The sequence below is a fragment of the Pantoea sp. PGP6 genome (assembly GCF_053474785.1).
Genome location: NZ_JBQBMA010000001.1, coordinates 3,114,875 through 3,132,094, shown reverse-complemented (window position 1 = coordinate 3,132,094; position 17,220 = coordinate 3,114,875). Strand labels below are relative to the sequence as shown.

The following is a 17,220-nucleotide window of genomic DNA, read 5'->3' as shown; positions in this document are numbered from 1 at the left end:
ATGAGACTCGAGTTTTCAATTTATCGCTACAATCCAGAGGTCGACGACAAACCGCGGATGCAGGATTACAGCCTGGAAGCGGAAGATGGTCGCGACATGATGTTGCTGGACGCGCTGATTCGTCTGAAAGAGAAAGATCCGACGCTGGCGTTTCGTCGCTCGTGCCGTGAAGGCGTCTGTGGCTCCGACGGCCTCAACATGAACGGTAAAAACGGACTGGCCTGCATCACGCCGGTCTCTGCGCTGGGCAACGGTAAACAGAAAATCGTTATCCGTCCGCTGCCGGGTTTACCGGTGGTGCGTGACCTGGTAGTAGACATGAGCCAGTTTTATGCACAATATGAGAAAATTAAGCCTTTCCTGTTGAATAATGGGGAAAATCCGCCAGCACGTGAGCATCTGCAGTCGCCGGATGAGCGCGAACATCTGGATGGATTATACGAATGTATTCTCTGTGCCTGCTGTTCAACCTCATGCCCGTCATTCTGGTGGAACCCGGAGAAGTTTATCGGGCCTGCCGGCCTGCTGGCCGCGTACCGCTTCCTGATCGACAGCCGCGACACCGAAACCGATGCGCGTCTCGACAATCTGAACGACGCTTTCAGTGTATTCCGCTGTCACAGCATCATGAACTGTGTGAGCGTATGCCCGAAAGGGCTAAACCCGACGCGCGCCATCGGCCATATTAAGTCGATGCTGCTGCAACGCGGGGCATAAGCACCACACCATCCGGGAACCTCAGGTTCCCGGTGGTTTACGGAAGCCTCTGTAAGCGCGGTCTGGTACCACGTTTACAAAGGTTCCCTTACGGGCCACGCGCGCGCTGCGCACAGTGCTCGTATCGCTGAACTCACTACGGCAAACCGCGAAAGCGGCAACAAATGAAACCTCAAAAAAGCATAGCAATGCTTAAGGGATCACAATGCAGAACAGCGCGATGAAGCCCTGGCTGGACTCCTCCTGGCTGGCCGGCGCGAACCAGTCTTACATAGAGCAACTCTATGAGGATTTCCTGACCGATCCTGACTCTGTCGATGCAGTGTGGCGCTCGATGTTCCAACAGTTACCGGGCACCGGAATGAAACCTGAGCAGTTTCACTCCACCACACGTGAGTACTTCCGTCGCCTGGCGAAAGATGCATCTCGTTACACCTCATCCGTCTCCGATCCAGAAACCAACTCGAAGCAAGTGAAAGTGCTGCAGCTGATTAACGCGTTTCGTTTCCGCGGCCATCAGCACGCCAATCTCGATCCGCTCGGCCTGTGGAAGCAGGATCGGGTTGCCGATCTGGACCCGGCTTTTCACGATCTGACCGACGCCGATTTTCAGGAAAGCTTTAACGTCGGCTCTTTTGCCATCGGCAAAGAGACCATGAAGCTGGCCGATCTGTTCGAGGCGCTGACCCAGACTTACTGTGGCTCAATTGGTGCAGAATATATGCACATCAATAACACCGACGAGAAACGCTGGATTCAGCAGCGTCTGGAATCGGTGGTGGGCCATGCGTCATTCAGCCGCGAAGAGAAAAAAGGTTTCCTGAAAGAGCTGACCGCGGCAGAAGGGCTGGAAAAATATCTCGGGGCTAAATTCCCGGGCGCCAAACGCTTCTCCCTCGAAGGGGGCGATGCGCTGGTTCCGATGCTGCGCGAAATGATCCGTCATGCCGGTAAAAGCGGCACCCGCGAAGTCGTGCTCGGCATGGCGCACCGTGGCCGTCTCAACGTGCTGATCAACGTGCTGGGTAAAAAGCCGCAGGATCTGTTCGACGAGTTCGCCGGTAAGCATAAAGAGCACCTCGGCACCGGTGACGTGAAGTACCACATGGGCTTCTCGTCTGACGTTGAAACCGAAGGCGGCCTGGTTCACCTGGCGCTGGCGTTTAACCCGTCGCATCTGGAGATCGTCAGCCCGGTGGTGATGGGATCGGTACGCGCCCGTCTTGACCGTCTGGAAGAGCCAAGCAGCAACAAAGTTTTACCGATCACCATTCATGGTGATGCCGCGGTAATCGGCCAGGGCGTGGTGCAGGAAACCCTGAACATGTCTCAGGCACGCGGTTACGAAGTGGGCGGTACCGTTCGCATCGTGATCAACAACCAGGTAGGTTTCACCACCTCCAACCCGAAAGATGCGCGTTCAACGCCGTACTGCACCGACATCGGCAAAATGGTGCTGGCCCCTATTTTCCACGTCAATGCAGATGACCCGGAAGCGGTGGCGTTTGTTACCCGTCTGGCGCTCGATTATCGCAACACCTTCAAACGTGATGTGTTTATCGATCTGGTCTGCTATCGCCGTCATGGTCACAACGAAGCCGATGAGCCGAGTGCGACCCAGCCGTTGATGTACCAGAAAATCAAAAAGCACCCGACGCCGCGTAAAATCTATGCTGACCGTCTGGAAAGTGAAGGGGTAGCGACCCAGGAAGATGCGACCGAAATGGTCAATCTCTACCGCGATGCGCTGGATGCCGGCGAATGCGTGGTGCCAGAGTGGCGGCCGATGAGCCTGCACTCCTTTACCTGGTCGCCTTACCTCAATCACGAGTGGGACGAGCCGTATCCGGCCCAGGTCGACATGAAACGTCTGAAGGAACTGGCGCTGCGTATCAGCCAGGTCCCGGAAGAGGTAGAAGTTCAGTCACGCGTCGCCAAGATCTACAACGATCGCCGTCTGATGGCCGAAGGCGAGAAAGCCTTTGACTGGGGCGGTGCTGAAAACCTGGCGTACGCCACGCTGGTTGATGAAGGCATTCCGGTTCGCCTGTCGGGCGAAGATACCGGTCGCGGTACCTTCTTCCACCGTCATGCGGTAATCCATAACCAGGCGAACGGCTCGACCTATACTCCGCTGCATCACGTGCACAGCGGCCAGGGCCAGTTCAAAGTCTGGGATTCCGTGCTATCAGAAGAGGCGGTACTGGCGTTTGAATATGGTTATGCCACCGCAGAGCCACGCATTCTGACCATCTGGGAAGCGCAGTTCGGTGACTTCGCCAACGGTGCTCAGGTGGTGATCGACCAGTTCATCAGCTCCGGCGAGCAGAAATGGGGCCGGATGTGTGGCCTGGTCATGCTGCTGCCGCACGGCTACGAAGGTCAGGGTCCTGAGCACTCCTCAGCGCGCCTTGAGCGCTATCTGCAACTCTGCGCTGAGCAGAACATGCAGGTCTGCGTGCCGTCTACGCCGGCGCAGGTTTATCACATGCTGCGTCGTCAGGCGCTGCGCGGAATGCGGCGTCCACTGATTGTGATGTCGCCGAAATCGCTGCTGCGTCATCCGCTGGCGATCTCCACGCTGGATGAGCTGGCTAACGGCAGCTTCAAACCGGCGATTGGCGAAGTCGACGATCTCGATCCGCAGGGCGTTAAACGCGTCGTGCTTTGCTCCGGTAAAGTCTATTACGACCTGCTGGAACAGCGCCGTAAAAACGAGCAGACCGATGTCGCTATCGTGCGTATCGAGCAGCTCTATCCGTTCCCGCATCAAGCGGTACAGGAAGCTTTAAAAGCGTATTCCCATGTGCAGGATTTTGTCTGGTGTCAGGAAGAACCCCTGAATCAGGGTGCCTGGTACTGCAGCCAGCATCATTTCCGTGAAGTTGTGCCATTTGGTGCCACCTTACGTTATGCAGGCCGCCCGGCATCCGCTTCACCGGCCGTGGGTTACATGTCCGTACACCAAAAACAGCAGCAAGACCTGGTTAATGACGCGCTGAACGTTGATTAATTAAAAGGAAAGATAATGAGTAGCGTAGATATTCTCGTTCCCGACCTGCCTGAATCGGTTGCCGATGCCTCCGTGGCAACCTGGCACAAAAAACCAGGCGATGCAGTCACTCGCGATGAAGTGCTGGTCGAAATTGAAACTGACAAAGTGGTGCTGGAAGTGCCTGCATCCGCTGACGGCATTTTAGAAGCCGTGCTGGAAGATGAGGGCGCAACCGTCACTTCACGCCAGGTCCTCGGTCGTCTGAAAGAGGGCAACAGCGGCGGTAAAGAGAGCAGCGCGAAGTCTGAAAGCAAAGAGTCGACTCCGGCTCAGCGTCAGACTGCCTCACTGGAAGAAGAGAGCAACGATGCGCTCAGCCCGGCAATTCGCCGCCTGATTGCGGAACATAACCTCGATGCCTCGCAGATCAAAGGCAGCGGTGTGGGTGGTCGTCTGACCCGTGAAGATGTTGAAAAACATCTGGCCAACAAGCCTGCTGCGCCGAAAGCCGCCGCTGCGCCAGCCGCTGACAGTGCGCCACAGCCTGCGGTCGCTAACCGCAGCGAAAAACGCGTGCCGATGACCCGTCTGCGTAAACGTGTTGCCGAACGTCTGCTGGAAGCGAAGAACAGCACCGCGATGCTGACCACCTTCAACGAAATCAACATGAAGCCGATCATGGATCTGCGTAAGCAGTACGGCGAGGCTTTCGAGAAGCGTCACGGCGTGCGTCTGGGCTTCATGTCCTTCTACATCAAAGCGGTAGTTGAAGCGCTGAAACGCTATCCGGAAGTGAATGCTTCTATCGATGGCGAAGATGTGGTTTATCACAACTACTTTGACGTCAGCATTGCGGTCTCCACGCCACGCGGCCTGGTGACGCCGGTGCTGCGCGATGTCGATGCGCTGAGCATGGCTGATATCGAGAAGAAAATTAAAGAACTGGCGGTGAAAGGTCGTGACGGCAAGCTGACGGTTGACGATCTGACCGGCGGTAACTTCACCATCACCAATGGTGGCGTCTTCGGCTCGCTGATGTCGACCCCGATCATCAACCCGCCACAGAGTGCCATCCTCGGCATGCACGCCATCAAAGATCGTCCTATGGCGGTCAATGGTCAGGTCGTGGTGCTGCCAATGATGTATCTGGCGCTCTCCTACGATCACCGTCTGATCGATGGCCGTGAATCTGTCGGCTACCTGGTTGCGGTGAAAGAGATGCTGGAAGACCCGGCGCGCCTGCTGCTGGATGTCTGATTTTCATCGGGCGCGCCTCGCCGCGCGCCCAACCTCTTTACTCTTTTCAGACCTGAATGGATAGAACATCATGAACTTACACGAATACCAGGCGAAACAACTGTTTGCACGGTATGGCATGCCGGCACCAACCGGTTACGCCTGTACTACACCACGTGAAGCGGAAGAAGCTGCCTCGAAAATTGGCGCAGGCCCGTGGGTAGTAAAATGTCAGGTTCATGCCGGTGGCCGCGGTAAAGCGGGCGGTGTGAAAGTGGTTAACAGCAAAGAAGAGATTCGCGCCTTTGCTGAAAACTGGCTGGGCAAACGCCTGGTAACCTATCAGACAGATGCGAACGGCCAGCCGGTAAACCAGATTCTGGTTGAAGCCGCAACCGACATCGACCAGGAGCTTTACCTGGGCGCGGTGGTCGATCGTGCAACGCGTCGCGTGATCTTCATGGCATCAACTGAAGGCGGCGTAGAAATCGAAAAAGTGGCGGAAGAAACCCCGCACCTGATTCATAAAATGGCGCTCGATCCGCTGACCGGTCCACAGCCTTATCAGGGCCGTGAGCTGGCATTCAAACTGGGCCTGTCCGGCAAGCTGGTCGGTCAGTTCACCAAGATCTTCATGGGTCTGGCGACACTGTTCCTCGAGCGCGATCTGGCGATGGTTGAGATCAACCCGCTGGTGATCACTAAGCAGGGCGATCTGATCTGCCTGGATGGCAAACTGGGTGCCGATGGCAATGCGTTGTTCCGTCAGCCAGAGCTGCGCGAAATGCGCGATCCAAGCCAGGAAGATCCACGTGAAGCCCATGCTACACAGTGGGAACTGAACTATGTCGCCCTGGAAGGCAACATCGGCTGTATGGTGAACGGCGCAGGTCTGGCGATGGGTACCATGGACATCGTTAAGCACCACGGCGGTCAACCGGCGAACTTCCTTGATGTTGGCGGCGGCGCAACCAAAGAGCGCGTCACAGAAGCCTTCAAAATCATCCTGTCTGACGATGCAGTGAAAGCGGTATTCGTTAACATCTTCGGCGGTATCGTACGCTGTGACCTGATTGCCGACGGCATCATCGGCGCAGTGGCTGAAGTGGGTGTGAACGTGCCAGTGGTGGTACGTCTGGAAGGTAACAACGCCGAGCTGGGCGCCCAGAAACTGGCGGACAGCGGTCTGAACATCATTGCAGCAACCAGCCTGACAGACGCCGCACAGCGTGTTGTTGCTGCCGCGGAGGGTAAATAATGTCCATTCTGATCGACAAAAACACCAAAGTCATTTGCCAAGGTTTCACCGGTGGCCAGGGGACTTTCCATTCTGAGCAGGCGCTGGCCTACGGCACCCAACTGGTTGGCGGCGTCACGCCAGGCAAAGGCGGCACCACCCATCTGGGCCTGCCGGTGTTCAACACCGTGCGTGAAGCCGTAGAAGCGACCGGCGCAACCGCCACCGTGATCTACGTGCCGGCTCCGTTCTGTAAAGATGGCATCCTTGAAGCGATCGATGCAGGCATCAAACTGATCATCACCATCACCGAAGGCATCCCGACGCTGGATATGCTGACCGTGAAAGTGAAGCTGGATGAAGCAGGCGTGCGGATGATTGGTCCAAACTGCCCAGGCGTGATCACCCCAGGCGAATGCAAAATCGGCATCATGCCGGGTCACATTCACCAGCCGGGCCGCGTCGGCATCGTCTCACGTTCAGGTACGCTGACCTATGAAGCCGTTAAGCAGACCACCGACATCGGCTACGGCCAGTCGACCTGTGTCGGCATCGGCGGTGACCCGATCCCAGGTTCTAACTTCATCGACATCCTGAAAATGTTCCAGGACGATCCACAGACCGAAGCGATCGTGATGATCGGTGAGATCGGTGGCAGCGCGGAAGAAGAAGCTGCGGCGTTCATCAAAGAGCATGTCACCAAGCCTGTGGTGGGTTATATCGCGGGTGTGACGGCGCCAAAAGGCAAGCGTATGGGCCATGCGGGCGCCATCATTGCCGGTGGTAAAGGCACAGCAGACGAGAAGTTTGCGGCACTGGAAGCGGCCGGCGTGAAAACCGTTCGCAGCCTGGCTGACATCGGTGATGCGGTGAAAGCTGTCCTGCCGGCGAAATAAGCCAAACAGATCGAACATCAAAGCCACCTGCGGGTGGCTTTTTTTATGCCTTCTATTGCCGGTACCCGGCCGCGCTGTTGAATCGACGGCGCAGCAGAATAACCGCCAGAAAAATGCCTGGAGTTAATTAAAAGCAGCAAAGGTAATATTTTTTAAATAATATTCAGCCCGACGATGACATCCTGATAACAAGAAACCTACCTGACCCTATCTGGAAATTTATTACGTTATTCCAGATCAATTATTCGCGAGTTATAACCAACTATTCCGCTGGCAAAGCGTAACGCTAAAGGCGTAAATTGCGCTACATCAATTCAGCCTTTCACACAAACTTTCAAACGTTTGCTCTACCCGGGGTGATACCCGCTTTTCTGTTGTTTTTGCATACGTTGAGATTAGCGCTGCATTGACAGTCAGGGCTGCTTTACCCGTTATTCACCAGCTACGGGCAGCTCATCACTCTGTTCTGCTGGGTATAAAAAACTGGAATTAATAAACAGTCGTTCCTGACTCAGATTACGCGCGCCTCTGTGATGCGCGTAACGGGATAATGCGAGGAGCAAGGAGTCATTATGTTAGATATCGTCGAGCTGTCGCGGTTACAGTTTGCCTTAACGGCGATGTACCATTTTCTGTTCGTGCCTTTAACGCTGGGTATGGCGTTTTTGCTGGCGATCATGGAGACGGTATACGTCCTGAGCGGCAAACAGATTTATAAAGATATGACGAAATTCTGGGGCAAGTTATTCGGTATTAACTTCGCGCTCGGCGTGGCTACCGGCCTGACCATGGAATTTCAGTTCGGGACCAACTGGTCATATTACTCTCACTACGTCGGCGATATCTTTGGTGCGCCGCTCGCCATTGAAGGGCTGATGGCGTTCTTCCTCGAATCCACCTTTGTCGGCCTGTTCTTTTTTGGCTGGGATCGGCTGGGTAAAGTGCAGCATCTGGCCGTCACCTGGCTGGTGGCGCTGGGCTCAAACATGTCGGCGCTGTGGATCCTGGTGGCGAATGGCTGGATGCAAAATCCGATCGCCTCTGAGTTCAACTTCGAAACCATGCGCATGGAGATGGTCAGCTTCTCCGAGCTGGTACTCAACCCGGTTGCCCAGGTCAAATTCGTCCATACCGTGGCGGCAGGCTACACCACCGGTGCGATGTTTATTCTCGGCATCAGCGCCTGGTATCTGCTGAAAGGACGCGATATCGCCTTTGCTAAACGCTCGTTCGCCATTGCGGCAAGCTTCGGCATGGCGGCGGTGCTGTCGGTGATCGTACTGGGCGATGAGTCCGGTTACGAAATGGGTGACGTGCAGAAAACCAAGCTGGCAGCGATTGAAGCTGAATGGGAAACCCAGCCCGCTCCGGCGTCGTTTACTCTGTTTGGCCTGCCGGATCAGGAGACCCGCGAAAACAAATATGCCATTCAAATTCCGTGGCTGCTTGGTCTGATCGCTACCCGATCCACCGACACACCGGTTACCGGGCTGAAAGATCTGATGGCGCAGCATGAAGTCCGCATCCGCAACGGCATGAAAGCCTACGCCTTGCTGAATGAACTGCGTGGCGGCAGCCAGGACCCGGCGGTACGCGAAGCCTTCAACAGCCACAAGCAGGATCTCGGCTATGGTCTGCTGCTGAAACGCTATACCGCTAACGTCTCTGACGCCACCGAAGCGCAAATCCAGCAGGCGACACAGGATTCAATTCCGCGCGTGGCACCGCTCTATTTCGCGTTCCGCATCATGGTGCTGTGTGGCGTGCTGCTGCTGGGCGTGATTACGCTGTCCTTCTGGAGTGTTATTCGTAACCGCATTGGCAAGAACCGCTGGTTACTGAAAGCGGCCCTGTTCGGTATTCCACTGCCGTGGATTGCCATCGAGTCAGGCTGGTTTGTGGCGGAATACGGTCGCCAGCCGTGGGCCATCGGTGAAGTGTTGCCGACTGCAGTCGCTAACTCGTCGCTGACGGTGGGCGATCTGCTGTTCTCAATGATCCTGATCTGCGGTCTCTACACCCTGTTCCTGGTGGCTGAGATGTACCTGATGTTCAAATTTGCCCGCCTTGGGCCGAGCAGCCTGAAAACCGGGCGTTACCATCATGAACAGATCACGGCGATGACTCAGCCGGTACAGGGATAAGGAGAGCGACCATGTTTGATTATGAAGTTCTGCGCTTTATCTGGTGGTTGCTGATAGGCGTACTGCTGATCGGTTTCGCCGTGGCAGATGGTTTTGATATGGGCGTCGGCATGCTGACGCGCATTCTGGGCCGCAACGATACCGAACGCCGCATCATGATTAACACCATCGCCCCGCACTGGGATGGCAATCAGGTATGGCTGATCACCGCTGGCGGGGCGCTGTTTGCCGCCTGGCCGATGGTCTATGCTGCGGCCTTTTCAGGCTTCTATGTGGCGATGATTCTGGTGCTGGCCTCGCTGTTCTTCCGGCCGGTCGGCTTTGATTACCGCTCCAAGATTGAAGATAACCGCTGGCGCGGTGCCTGGGACTGGGGCATTTTCATTGGCAGCTTTGTGCCACCACTGGTGATTGGCGTGGCGTTCGGCAACCTGTTGCAGGGCGTTCCCTTCCATGCCGATGAATATCTGCGCCTGTTCTATACCGGTAACTTCTTCCAGCTGCTGAATCCGTTTGGCCTGCTGGCGGGCGTAGTCAGCGTGGCGATGATTCTGGCGCAGGGCGCGACCTATCTGCAGATGCGCACCAGCGGCGAACTGCATCTGCGTTCACGCGCGGTCGCACAGATTGCCGCGCTGGTGATGATGGTCTGCTTCGTGCTGGCGGGCGTCTGGGTGAAATATGGTATTGATGGCTACGTCGTCACCAGCACCCTCGATCACTTCGCCGCCTCGAATCCGCTGGGTAAAACCGTGGTGCGGGAAGCGGGTGCCTGGTTGGTGAACTTCCAGAACCAGCCGGTGCTGTGGCTGTTCCCGCTGCTCGGCGTGCTGCTGCCACTGCTGACGGTGATCTGCTCCCGGCTTGAGAAGGGCGCCTGGGCGTTCCTGTTCTCCTCACTGACTCTGGCCTGCGTCATCATGACGGCGGGTATCGCAATGTTCCCGTTCATCATGCCTTCCAGCACGGTGCCGGGCATCAGCCTGACGATGTGGGATGCCACCTCCAGCCTGCTGACGCTGAAAATTATGACCGTCGCTGCGGTGATCTTCGTGCCGATCATTCTGGCTTACACCAGTTGGTGTTACTGGAAGATGTTTGGCCGTATCACCAAAGAGCACATCGAAAGCAACAGTCACTCACTCTACTGATTAAGGAGACGACGCATGTGGTATTTTGCCTGGATTCTTGGCACCTTGCTGGCCTGTGCCTTTGGTATCGTCACCGCGCTGGCGATTGAGCATATCGATGCGCAGGATGAGTCGCACTGATGCGCACACCGATTCAGATGCTGTATCGTCTGATGGACAAGGGCCCGTTACGGGCCCTTTCACTGCTGCTGGCGCTGGTCACGGCCGGCGGCGTGCTGTGGGACCCGACGCGCTTTGCCGATCACACCGGCAGACTGCCGGCTCTGCAGGCGCTGCTGCTCATCTGGGCCATCTGTAGTGCGGTGATCCACGGCGTGGGTTTCCGGCCACAGCAAACCCGATGGCAGGCGCTGTTTTCGCCCTTACCGGCAATGGGGGTGCTGTTTATCGCGCTTTACCGCTTTTACGCTTAACCTCCCGCCATATCGACGCTGTGAGTGAGTTTTTGTCAGCGTCCGGTCAAGAAATCTCCCTGAAATCGTTCCGTTTGTTACGGAGCGATAATTATTTTCGCCTGGCTCTGGCGACCCATTCCAAACCCGATTTGTCTTGCGTATAGTAGCAACGTTTAAAACGAGGCCGGGATGTAGAGTGAGTACAACGCTGTTTCGCTGGCCGGTTCGGGTCTACTACGAAGACACTGATGCCGGTGGCGTGGTTTATCACGCCAGCTATATCGCTTTTTATGAACGAGCACGTACCGAAATGTTGCGTCAGCACCATTTCAATCAGCAGACGCTGTTAGAACAGCAGGTCGCTTTTGTGGTGCGGCGTATGACGGTGGACTATCTGGCGGCGGCGCGTCTTGATGACCTTCTGGAGATCCAGAGTGAAGTGACATCAATGACCCGGGCTACCATGACGTTTACCCAGCGTATCGTGAATGCTGAAGGCAAAGTGCTCAATGAGGCAGAAGTCCTGATTGCCTGCATTAACCCACATCTGATGAAGCCGATTGCGCTTCCCAAGTCTATTGTCGCGGAGTTCAAGCAGTGACTGACATGAACATTCTTGATTTGTTCCTGAAGGCGAGCCTTCTGGTCAAACTTATCATGTTGATTTTGATCGGCTTTTCGATTGCCTCCTGGGCGATCATTATTCAGCGTACGCGTATCCTTAACGCGGCGGGGCGCGAAGCGGAGGCGTTTGAAGACAAATTCTGGTCCGGTATCGAACTCTCCCGTCTCTATCAGGAAAGCCAGGGTCGTCGTGACGAACTCGCTGGATCGGAGCAGATTTTCTACTCGGGTTTCAAAGAGTTTGCCCGTCTGCACCGGGCCAATAACCACGCACCGGAAGCGGTGATCGAGGGCGCGAGCCGGGCGATGCGTATCTCGATGAACCGTGAACTGGAGGCGCTGGAAAACCACATTCCTTTCCTCGGCACCGTCGGCTCCATCAGTCCATATATCGGTCTGTTCGGTACCGTCTGGGGGATTATGCACGCCTTTATCGCGCTGGGCGCGGTGAAGCAGGCGACCCTGCAGATGGTTGCACCGGGTATTGCGGAAGCGTTGATTGCCACGGCAATCGGCCTGTTTGCAGCGATCCCGGCGGTTATGGCGTACAACCGTCTGAACCAGCGCGTGAATAAACTGGAGCAGGGCTACGACAACTTCATGGAAGAGTTCACCGCCATTCTGCATCGCCAGGCTTTCTCCAGCGATAGCGCTAAGTAAATAGAGGTTAATGATGGCCAGAGTACGTGGTCGCAAACGCCGCGACCTGAAGTCGGAAATCAACATCGTTCCGCTACTGGACGTCCTGTTGGTGCTGTTGCTGATCTTCATGGCGACGGCACCCATTATTACCCAGAGTGTGGAAGTGGACCTGCCTGATGCGACCGATTCAAAAACCGTCGCCAGTGACGATAACCCGCCGGTGATTGTCGAAGTGGCGGGCGTGGGTCAGTACAGTCTGGTGGTGGATCACGATCGTATGGATCAGCTGCCTCCTGAGCAGGTGATCAGCGAAGCGCAGCGTCGACTGGAAGCCAATCCAAAGACCGTCTTTTTGATCGGAGGCGCGAAAGAAGTGCCTTACGACGAAATTATTAAAGCGCTCAACCTGCTGCACCAGGCGGGTGTTAAATCTGTCGGTTTGATGACGCAGCCGATTTAAAATCGAACCGTTTTTTGGGAACCGAGTGTGTCGAAGGCAACCGAGCAAAACGAGAAGTTAAAGCGCGCGATAATCATTTCGGTGATTCTGCACATTGTGCTGATCGCGCTGCTGATATGGAGCTCGTTTAATGAGCACATTGATGCCAGCAGTGCCGGCGGCGGCGGCAGCGATATAGATGCTGTGATGGTCGATCCCGGTGCGGTAGTGAGTCAATACAACCGTCAGCAGAACCAGCAGAGCGACAGCCAGCGCGCCGAGCAGCAGCGTAAAAAGCAGGCGCAACAGCAGGCTGAAGAGCTGCAACAAAAACAGGCGGCCGAACAACAGCGACTGAAAGCGCTGGAGAAAGAGCGTCTCGAAGCGCAGGAAACCGCTAAACAGCAGGTGAAGCAGCAAGCTGAGCAGCAGAAAGCGGCAGAAGAGGCCGCTAAGCAAGCGCAGGAGCAGCAAAAAACTGCCGAAGCTGCCGCCGCTAAAGCGAAAGCAGATGCCAAAGCCGAAGCCGATGCGCAGGCCAAAGCCGCCGCCGAACAGGCGAAGCAGGCGGCCGCTGAGGCGAAGAAACAGGCCGATCAGCAGGCCAAAGCTGCGGCGGCCGCGGCAGCAAAAGAGAAAGCCGTAGCCGAAGCCAAAGCGAAATCTGACGCCGAGGCGAAAGCCGCAGCAGAAGCCAAAGCCGCGGCCGATGCGAAAGCTAAAGCAGCTGAAGAAGCCAAAGAGAAAGCGGCAGAAGCAGCCAAAGCCAAAGCAGAAGCCGCCAAAGAGAAGGCTGAAGCCGCCGCCAAAGCCAAAGCAGAAGCGGCCAAAGAGAAAGCTGAAGCCGCTGCGAAAGCCAAAGCCGATGCGGCAGCCAAAGCGAAAGCCGACGCCGCCGCGAAAGCTAAAGCCGATGCAAAGGCCAAAGCCGCCGCTGATGCAGCCAATGACAGCGATGTTGATGACCTGTTAGGCGGACTGGCTTCCGGCAAAAATGCGCCGAAAAGCGGCACCTCGGGTGGCGCGGCAGGGCAGGGTAATCAGAAGAAAGCCGGTGCGTCCGGTGCGGAGATCAACTCCTATCTTGGTCAGATTACCAGTGCGATTCAAAGCCGATTCTATGATGCGGATCTGTATCGCGGAAAAAGTTGTGATTTACGGATTAAACTTGCGCCTGACGGATTGTTGATTGATGTTAAGTCAGAAGGCGGCGACCCCGCACTCTGTCAGGCAGCGATCGCCGCTGCCAAACAGGCACGTATTCCGAAGCCGCCTTCACAGGCTGTGTATGAAGTGTTTAAAAACGCACCAATGCGTTTCAGACCGCAATAATGCAGTAACTGACGGCAAGTTGATCTAAGGTTAGCTTGCCGTATTTAAGTCGTACTCGTGGTTTCCAGGAACAGTGCCAATTATCGTGGACTGAGGTTCAGATAAGGGAGATAAAATGAAGCAAGCTCTTCGCGTTACGTTAGGCTTTTTTATCCTGCTGTGGGCAGCCGTGCTGCATGCAGAAGTTCGAATTGAGATCACCCAGGGCGTGAATACTGCACGTCCGATTGGCGTGGTGCCGTTTAAATGGGCCGGTGCTGGCGCTGCGCCAGAAGATATCGGCGGCATCGTGGCGGCTGACCTGCGCAACAGCGGTAAATTCAACCCGCTGGATCGCTCACGTCTGCCACAGCAGCCAACCAGCGCGCAGGAAGTACAGCCTGCTGCCTGGAGCGCGCTCGGCATTGATGCCGTGGTGGTGGGTCAGGTGCAGTCCAACCCGGACGGCAGTTACCAGGTTTCTTACCAGTTAGTCGATACCGGCGCTGCGCCAGGCACAGTACTGGCACAGAACTCCTATAAGGTGACTAAACAGTGGCTGCGCTATGCTGCGCACACCGCCAGTGATGAAACCTTTGAGAAACTGACCGGCATTAAAGGGGCGTTCCGCACCCGCATCGCCTATGTGGTGCAGACCAACGGCGGTCAGTTCCCGTATGAACTGCGCGTCGCGGATTACGATGGCTACAACCAGTTTGTGGTTCACCGTTCACCGCAGCCGCTGATGTCACCGGCCTGGTCGCCAGACGGCAGCAAAGTGGCCTACGTCACCTTTGAAAGCGGCAAGTCAGCGCTGGTGGTACAGACGCTGTCTAACGGTGCTATCCGTCAGGTTGCTTCTTATCCACGTCACAACGGTGCTCCGGCCTTCTCGCCGGATGGTTCGAAGCTGGCTTTTGCCCTGTCTAAAACCGGCAGCCTTAACCTCTACGTGATGGATCTGGCGTCAGGTCAGACCCGTCAGGTCACCGATGGCCGCTATAACAGCACTGAACCGACCTGGTTCCCGGACAGCCAGACGCTGGCTTACACCTCGGATCAGGCCGGTGCGCCTCAGATTTATAAAGTAGGTATCAACGGCGGCGCGCCACAACGCATTACCTGGGAAGGCGGTCAGAACCAGGATGCGGACGTTGCCACCGATGGAAAATCAATGGTGATGATTAGCACCAGTGGCGGTGCGCAACACGTCGCCAAACAGGATCTGGAAACGGGAGCCGTTCAAACGTTAACGGACACGTTCCTGGATGAAACGCCGAGCCTGGCACCGAACGGCACAATGGTAATCTATAGCTCTACTCAGGGGATGGGTTCCGTGCTGCAGCTGGTTTCAACCGACGGCCGTTTCAAAGCGCGTCTTCCGGCAACTGATGGACAGGTAAAATTTCCTGCCTGGTCGCCGTATCTGTAATGTCTGACTTAACAGACATCACAAACAATAAACAATAATGGGATTTTTGAAATGCAACTGAACAAAGTGCTGAAGGGTTTGATGCTGGCTCTGCCGGTTCTGGCAGTAGCGGCTTGTAGCTCACACAAAAACAACAACAATGACCAGACTGGCATGGGTGCTGATGGCGCTTACGGTGCAAATTCTGGCATGAACGGCAACGGCGGCAACATGTCTTCTGACGAGCAGGCGCGTCTGCAGATGCAACAGCTGCAGCAGAACAACATCGTCTACTTCGGTCTGGACAAATATGACGTTCAGTCTGATTACGCTCAGATGCTGGATCAGCATGCTGCTTTCCTGCGTAGCAACCCATCTTACAAAGTGACTATCGAAGGTCACGCGGATGAGCGCGGTACGCCGGAATACAACATCGCCCTGGGCGAACGTCGCGCCAGCGCGGTTAAAATGTATCTGCAAGGCAAAGGTGTTTCGGCCGATCAGATGTCTATCGTTTCTTACGGTAAAGAGAAGCCAGCCGTTCTGGGTCATGACGAAGCAGCGTATTCTAAAAACCGTCGTGCCGTACTGGTCTACTAAGAGAATCACATGGTTAGTAACTTCAGACATCACCTGTTGAGTCTGTCGTTACTGATTGGCGTAGCGGCCCCCTGGGCCGCTAATGCCCAAGCGTCAATCAGTAGCGTTGGCTCCGGCTCGGTCGAAGACCGTGTCACCACTCTTGAACGAATCTCTAATGCCCAGGCACAGCTGCTGCAACAACTGCAACAGCAGATGAGCGATAACCAACGTGATATCGACTCGCTGCGTGGGCAAATCCAGCAAAACTCGTATCAGCTGAATCAGGTGGTTGAGCGTCAGAAGCAGCTCTACCAGCAGATTGACAGCCTGAGCAGCAGCAACAGCGGCGGTCAGCAGGCGGCCAGCGGCGATGCTTCAGCCGATGCAGGCGCAGCAGCAGGCGCGGGTGCGGCGGCAGCGACGGGCAGCGCACCGGCCCAGACCGGCGATGCGAACAGCGACTACAATGCGGCTGTTGCGCTGATTCTGGAGAAGAAACAGTACGACCAGGCGATCAGTGCGCTTCAGGCATGGGTAAAACGTTACCCTGATTCGACCTATCAGCCGAACGCCAATTACTGGCTGGGACAGCTGAATTACAACAAAGGCAAAAAGGACGACGCGGCCTATTATTATGCCACGGTGGTGAAAAACTATCCGAAGTCGCCGAAAGCCGCAGAGGCGTTATTGAAAGTGGGCGTCATCATGCAGGAGAAAAACGACACGGCGAAAGCCAAAGCGGTTTACCAGCAGGTGATTAAACTTTATCCCAATACCGATTCTGCCAAACAGGCGCAAAAACGTCTGGCAAGTATGTAATCTGTACGGTTCAGACCGGATATCGTGTGATTTCTGGTCTTGCCGTATGAAAGGTAAGCAATTGAAGCTTTTAGCAGAAATAAGGGTTGCGCTACCTCAGTAAATCAGTAATATATGCCGCCGTTGCCGGGACACATTGCAAACTTTCTGGCAAGCCTGAAGATGGGTCGTTAGCTCAGTTGGTAGAGCAGTTGACTTTTAATCAATTGGTCGCAGGTTCGAATCCTGCACGACCCACCATCTCCGGTCAGACGCGCGTTTTGTTTGCGTGCCCTTTCAGGATACCGCTTCAGCATTGCTTCACAACCTAAGATGGGTCGTTAGCTCAGTTGGTAGAGCAGTTGACTTTTAATCAATTGGTCGCAGGTTCGAATCCTGCACGACCCACCATCTTACTTCGGGCGCCTGGCGCAGTGAAGGGTTGTAAGCCCCCAGCGGGTCGTTAGCTCAGTTGGTAGAGCAGTTGACTTTTAATCAATTGGTCGCAGGTTCGAATCCTGCACGACCCACCAATTAAGAAGAAAGCGCCTTTAAGGCGCTTTTTTCGTTTCTGCGGCACAGAGTTAAACCTGCCGGATGAGAACCTGCCGCAGCATCGACTGAATCGCCGGGAGCGATTCA

16 protein-coding genes and 3 tRNA genes are annotated in these 17,220 nt (G+C 55.6%); all 19 read left to right on the top strand.

Annotated elements, in window-relative coordinates:
- The 19 genes from ACLIBF_RS15220 (at position 1) to ACLIBF_RS15130 (ending at position 17,111) form a co-directional block, all read left to right on the top strand.
- Complete coding sequence (locus ACLIBF_RS15220) at positions 1-717, top strand: succinate dehydrogenase iron-sulfur subunit (protein WP_031374824.1); 717 nt, start codon at positions 1-3, stop codon at positions 715-717.
- Between the two features lie 205 nt (positions 718-922).
- Positions 923-3,730, top strand: coding sequence for a 2-oxoglutarate dehydrogenase E1 component (sucA, locus tag ACLIBF_RS15215; RefSeq protein ID WP_031374825.1), 2,808 nt, complete (start codon positions 923-925; stop codon positions 3,728-3,730).
- 15 nt (positions 3,731-3,745) lie between these two features.
- Positions 3,746-4,969 (top strand): 2-oxoglutarate dehydrogenase complex dihydrolipoyllysine-residue succinyltransferase, encoded by a 1,224-nt coding sequence (gene odhB, locus ACLIBF_RS15210; protein WP_031374826.1) that lies wholly within the window; start codon positions 3,746-3,748, stop codon positions 4,967-4,969.
- A 70-nt stretch (positions 4,970-5,039) separates the two neighbouring features.
- Complete coding sequence (gene sucC / locus ACLIBF_RS15205; RefSeq protein ID WP_046288453.1) at positions 5,040-6,206, top strand: ADP-forming succinate--CoA ligase subunit beta; 1,167 nt, start codon at positions 5,040-5,042, stop codon at positions 6,204-6,206.
- Complete coding sequence (gene sucD, locus ACLIBF_RS15200; RefSeq protein ID WP_021508535.1) at positions 6,206-7,081, top strand: succinate--CoA ligase subunit alpha; 876 nt, start codon at positions 6,206-6,208, stop codon at positions 7,079-7,081. Before sucC ends, sucD begins: the two co-directional genes overlap by 1 nt.
- A 572-nt stretch (positions 7,082-7,653) precedes the next feature.
- Positions 7,654-9,225 carry a cytochrome ubiquinol oxidase subunit I gene (gene cydA, locus ACLIBF_RS15195; protein ID WP_031374827.1) on the top strand — a complete coding sequence of 524 codons (1,572 nt, stop codon included), beginning with the start codon at positions 7,654-7,656 and terminating at the stop codon, positions 9,223-9,225.
- Between the two features lie 11 nt (positions 9,226-9,236).
- Positions 9,237-10,376: a cytochrome d ubiquinol oxidase subunit II gene (cydB, locus tag ACLIBF_RS15190; protein WP_069728037.1), complete on the top strand. Its 1,140-nt coding sequence runs from the start codon at positions 9,237-9,239 to the stop codon at positions 10,374-10,376.
- A gap of 15 nt (positions 10,377-10,391) precedes the next feature.
- The gene (gene cydX, locus ACLIBF_RS15185) at positions 10,392-10,496 is read left to right on the top strand and encodes a cytochrome bd-I oxidase subunit CydX (protein ID WP_069728038.1); all 105 of its coding nucleotides are present in this window, start codon (positions 10,392-10,394) and stop codon (positions 10,494-10,496) included.
- Positions 10,496-10,789, top strand: coding sequence for a cyd operon protein YbgE (ybgE, locus tag ACLIBF_RS15180; protein ID WP_031374829.1), 294 nt, complete (start codon positions 10,496-10,498; stop codon positions 10,787-10,789). The genes cydX and ybgE overlap by 1 nt, the downstream gene beginning before the upstream one ends.
- Before the next feature lie 178 nt (positions 10,790-10,967).
- Positions 10,968-11,372 carry a tol-pal system-associated acyl-CoA thioesterase gene (gene ybgC, locus ACLIBF_RS15175; RefSeq protein ID WP_031374830.1) on the top strand — a complete coding sequence of 135 codons (405 nt, stop codon included), beginning with the start codon at positions 10,968-10,970 and terminating at the stop codon, positions 11,370-11,372.
- Positions 11,369-12,055 carry a Tol-Pal system protein TolQ gene (tolQ, locus tag ACLIBF_RS15170; protein ID WP_031374831.1) on the top strand — a complete coding sequence of 229 codons (687 nt, stop codon included), beginning with the start codon at positions 11,369-11,371 and terminating at the stop codon, positions 12,053-12,055. Before ybgC ends, tolQ begins: the two co-directional genes overlap by 4 nt.
- Before the next feature lie 13 nt (positions 12,056-12,068).
- Positions 12,069-12,497: a colicin uptake protein TolR gene (gene tolR / locus ACLIBF_RS15165; RefSeq protein ID WP_010260764.1), complete on the top strand. Its 429-nt coding sequence runs from the start codon at positions 12,069-12,071 to the stop codon at positions 12,495-12,497.
- A 27-nt stretch (positions 12,498-12,524) separates the two neighbouring features.
- Positions 12,525-13,808 (top strand): cell envelope integrity protein TolA, encoded by a 1,284-nt coding sequence (tolA, locus tag ACLIBF_RS15160; protein ID WP_031374832.1) that lies wholly within the window; start codon positions 12,525-12,527, stop codon positions 13,806-13,808.
- 115 nt (positions 13,809-13,923) lie between these two features.
- Positions 13,924-15,219, top strand: coding sequence for a Tol-Pal system beta propeller repeat protein TolB (gene tolB, locus ACLIBF_RS15155; protein ID WP_031374833.1), 1,296 nt, complete (start codon positions 13,924-13,926; stop codon positions 15,217-15,219).
- A 51-nt stretch (positions 15,220-15,270) separates the two neighbouring features.
- Positions 15,271-15,798 carry a peptidoglycan-associated lipoprotein Pal gene (pal, locus tag ACLIBF_RS15150; protein ID WP_031374834.1) on the top strand — a complete coding sequence of 176 codons (528 nt, stop codon included), beginning with the start codon at positions 15,271-15,273 and terminating at the stop codon, positions 15,796-15,798.
- 9 nt (positions 15,799-15,807) lie between these two features.
- Complete coding sequence (gene cpoB, locus ACLIBF_RS15145) at positions 15,808-16,599, top strand: cell division protein CpoB (protein ID WP_046288452.1); 792 nt, start codon at positions 15,808-15,810, stop codon at positions 16,597-16,599.
- Positions 16,600-16,763: 164 nt separating this feature from the next.
- Positions 16,764-16,839, top strand: a tRNA-Lys gene (locus ACLIBF_RS15140).
- Positions 16,840-16,913: 74 nt separating this feature from the next.
- Positions 16,914-16,989: transfer RNA gene (locus ACLIBF_RS15135), tRNA-Lys, on the top strand.
- A 46-nt stretch (positions 16,990-17,035) separates the two neighbouring features.
- Positions 17,036-17,111 (top strand) — tRNA-Lys (locus ACLIBF_RS15130).
- Positions 17,112-17,220 lie beyond the last annotated feature (109 nt).